The sequence below is a fragment of the Pseudomonas protegens genome (assembly GCF_003732485.1).
GTDB lineage: Bacteria > Pseudomonadota > Gammaproteobacteria > Pseudomonadales > Pseudomonadaceae > Aquipseudomonas > Aquipseudomonas protegens_B.
This window is the reverse complement of sequence record NZ_MOAK01000079.1, coordinates 76,116-79,266: the sequence shown is the minus strand read 5'-3', so window position 1 is coordinate 79,266 and position 3,151 is coordinate 76,116. Positions and strand designations below refer to the sequence as shown.

3 protein-coding genes are annotated in these 3,151 nt (G+C 66.1%); all 3 read left to right on the top strand.

Going from position 1 to position 3,151, the window contains the following annotated elements; translation table 11 throughout:
* The first annotated feature begins 132 nt into the window (after positions 1 to 132).
* Positions 133 to 1,065, top strand: coding sequence for a 3,5-dioxohexanoate:acetyl-CoA acetone transferase (kce, locus tag BLX41_RS21145; RefSeq protein WP_123726461.1), 933 nt, complete (start codon positions 133 to 135; stop codon positions 1,063 to 1,065).
* A gap of 72 nt (positions 1,066 to 1,137) precedes the next feature.
* On the top strand, positions 1,138 to 2,466 hold the full coding sequence (locus BLX41_RS21140; RefSeq protein ID WP_185073718.1) for an MFS transporter: 1,329 nt from the start codon (positions 1,138 to 1,140) through the stop codon (positions 2,464 to 2,466).
* Between the two features lie 87 nt (positions 2,467 to 2,553).
* Positions 2,554 to 3,151: LysR family transcriptional regulator (locus tag BLX41_RS35890; RefSeq protein ID WP_259745053.1), on the top strand; the 598-nt coding region annotated here is incomplete at its 3' end.

Sequence of the window (3,151 nt, the reverse complement as noted above, 5' to 3'; positions counted from 1 at the left end):
ATCAGCGTCGACGGCAACGTCGAGTCCCTCTAGCCGCACCGGCTGGCCGCGCTGGCGAGGACCGCCGGCGCTGAAATCTGCACGCGACACCCTGGGATTTTTTTCATCAAGAATAAAAGTCGGAGTACCGTCATGCCTGGAAAAACACCCGTCATCATCACCTGCGCCGTTACCGGTGCCATTCATACCCCGTCCATGTCGCCCCACCTGCCGATCACGGCCGGGGAGATTGCTGCCGAGGCCATCGCCGCCGCCGAGGCCGGGGCGGCCATCGTCCACCTGCATGCCCGTGACCCGGAGGACGGCCGGCCGAGCCAGGACCCCGAGCTGTTCCGGCGTTTTCTGCCGCAGATCAAGGGCGCCTGCGACGTGGTGATCAACCTCACCACCGGTGGCGCGCCGACCATGGGCGTCGAGGAGCGCCTGCAACCGGTGCTGGAGTTCAAGCCGGAGCTGGCCTCGTTGAACATGGGGTCGATGAACTTCGGCCTGTACGAAATGCTCAACCGCTTTACCGAGTTCAAGCACGACTGGGAGCGGCCGTACCTGGAAGAGAGCGACGACCGGATCTTCCGCAATACCTTCCGCGACATCGCCCATATCCTCAGCGCCTGTGCCGAGAACCGCACCCGCTTCGAGATCGAGTGCTACGACATCGGCCACCTCTACACCGCTGCGCATTTCCTGGAGCGCGGCCTGCTCAAGGCACCGTTGTTCATCCAGTCGGTGTTCGGCCTGCGGGGTGGCATTGGCGGTCACCCCGAGGACCTGGCGCACATGCGCCGCACCGCCGACCGGCTGTTCGGCGATGCCTATCACTGGTCGATCCTCGGCGCCGGGCGCAACCAGATTCCCCTGGCGACCATGGGCCTGGCCATGGGCAGTCATGCCCGGGTCGGCCTGGAGGATTCCCTATGGGACGGCCCCGGCAAGCTGGCGGCCAGCAACGCCGACCAGGTGCGGCGCATCCGTGGCGTCATCGAGGCCCTGGGCGGCCGGGTGGCGACGGCGGACGAAGCCCGCACCCTGCTCGGGCTCAAGGGGCGCGACCAGGTCGCGTTCTAAGCCCCGCAGGCCCGCTGCCGGCGCCTTTCGGGCGCTGGCGATCCCGCATAACAATTACAAAGGGATATGCCCATGAACACTGCAACCACCGCGCCGCCCCGGGATCAGCAACAGCTGACCCGGCTGATGTTCCTCAAGCTGATGCCGCTGCTGATCGCGGCCTATGTCTTGAGTTTTCTCGACCGCACCAATATCGCCCTGGCCAAGCATCAGCTGGATGTGGACCTGGGGATTTCCGCCGCGGCCTACGGGCTCGGTGCCGGCCTGTTTTTCCTCACCTATGCGCTGTCCGAAGTGCCGAGCAACCTGATCATGCACAAGGTCGGCGCGCGTTTCTGGATCGCCCGGATCATGGTGACCTGGGGGCTGATCTCCGCCGCCATGGCCTTCGTCCAGGGCGAGACCTCCTTCTATGTGCTGCGCCTGCTGCTGGGGATCGCCGAGGCCGGGCTGTTTCCCGGGGTCATGCTGTACCTGACCTACTGGTTCGACCGCCAGCAGCGGGCCCGGGCCACCGGCTATTTCCTGCTGGGGGTGTGCCTGGCCAATATCATTGGCGGCCCGCTCGGCGCGGCGCTGATGAAGATGGACGGCCTTTTGGGCTGGCACGGCTGGCAGTGGATGTTCCTGCTCGAAGGCCTGCCGGCGGTGTTCTTCGCCTGGGTGGTCTGGCGGCGCCTGCCGGACCGCCCGAGCCGGGCGCCCTGGCTGAGCGCCGAGGAAGCGGCGGCCATCGAGCAACGCCTGGCCCGGGAAGCCGACGAGGGCGCGGGGCAGGGCGGGCACTCGTTCCGGCAGTGCTTCACGCCGCAGATCCTGCTGGCGATCTTTGTCTACTTCTGCCATCAGATCACCATCTACACCGTGATCTTTTTCCTCCCCAGCATCATCGGCAAGTACGGCAACCTGAGCATCATGAGCGTTGGTCTTTTGACCTCGCTGCCCTGGATCGCCGCGGCTGTCGGGGCCATCGCCTTGCCCCGGCTGGCCAACAGCCCGCAACGCTCGCGGCGCCTGCTGGTCTGCGGACTGCTGGTGATGGCGGCGGGGCTGTCGATCGCGGCGTTTTCCGGGCCGGTGTTCAGCCTGCTGGGGTTCTGCGTGGCGGCGCTGATGTTCTTCGTGGTGCAGTCGATCATCTTCCTGTACCCGGCTTCACGGCTCAAGGGCGCGGCCCTGGCGGGCGGCCTGGGTTTCGTCAACTCCTGCGGGCTGCTGGGCGGTTTTGTCGGCCCTTCGGTGATGGGCGCGATCGAGATGAGCACCGGCAATGCCATGAATGGCCTCAAGGTGATTGCCCTGGTGCTGCTGGTGGCCGCGGTGGCGGCCCTGCGTCTGCGCCAGGGGCAGGAGGACCGGCGCGAGCTGGGGGCGAGCGGGCTGGCGAGAAACTCCGCCTGAGGCCGACGTCGGGCTGCGGATCTCGCCTGGACGCCGGCCCCCCGGTCTTTCTACACTGACCTCCGTCTGGGGACCGGGGCTACACCGATGAATCGCAATGAACTGCGCAAGGCCGACATCAACCTGATGGTGGTGTTCGAGGCGTTGATGCTGGAACGCAATGTCACTCGGGTGGCGGAGAAGCTGTTTCTCGGCCAGCCCACCATCAGTTCCGCACTCAACCGTCTGCGAGCGATGTTCAACGATCCGCTGTTCATCCGCGTCGGTCATCGCATGGAGCCCACGGCGCGTGCCGAGCAGCTTATCCAGCACCTGTCGCCGGCCCTGGATGCGCTGTCCTCGGCCCTGAGCCTGACCCACGATTTCGATCCTGCCAGCAGCACCATGACCTTTCGTATCGGCCTGTCCGATGACGTCGAGTTCGGCCTGCTGCCGCCCTTGTTGCGAGCCCTGCGCCAGGAAGCGCCGCAGGTGGTGGTCGTGGTGCAGCACGTGGACTACTGGCGGATTCCCGACTTGCTGGCCTCCGGTGACATCACCGTCGGCATCAGCCAGACCCGAGGGCTGCCGGCCAATGCCAAGCGCAAGTTGCTGCGGCATATCCAGCCCAGTGTGTTGCGGGCCGATGCCAGCGATACGCCGCTGACCCTCGACGAATACTGCGCGCGGCCCCATGTGCTGGTGT

Bases quoted from the DNA above. Each gene is read 5' to 3' on its own strand.
- kce (WP_123726461.1), top strand. From the start codon at position 133: ATGCCTGGAAAAACACCCGTCATCATCACCTGCGCCGTTACCGGTGCC.
- BLX41_RS21140 (WP_185073718.1), top strand. From the start codon at position 1,138: ATGAACACTGCAACCACCGCGCCGCCCCGGGATCAGCAACAGCTGACC.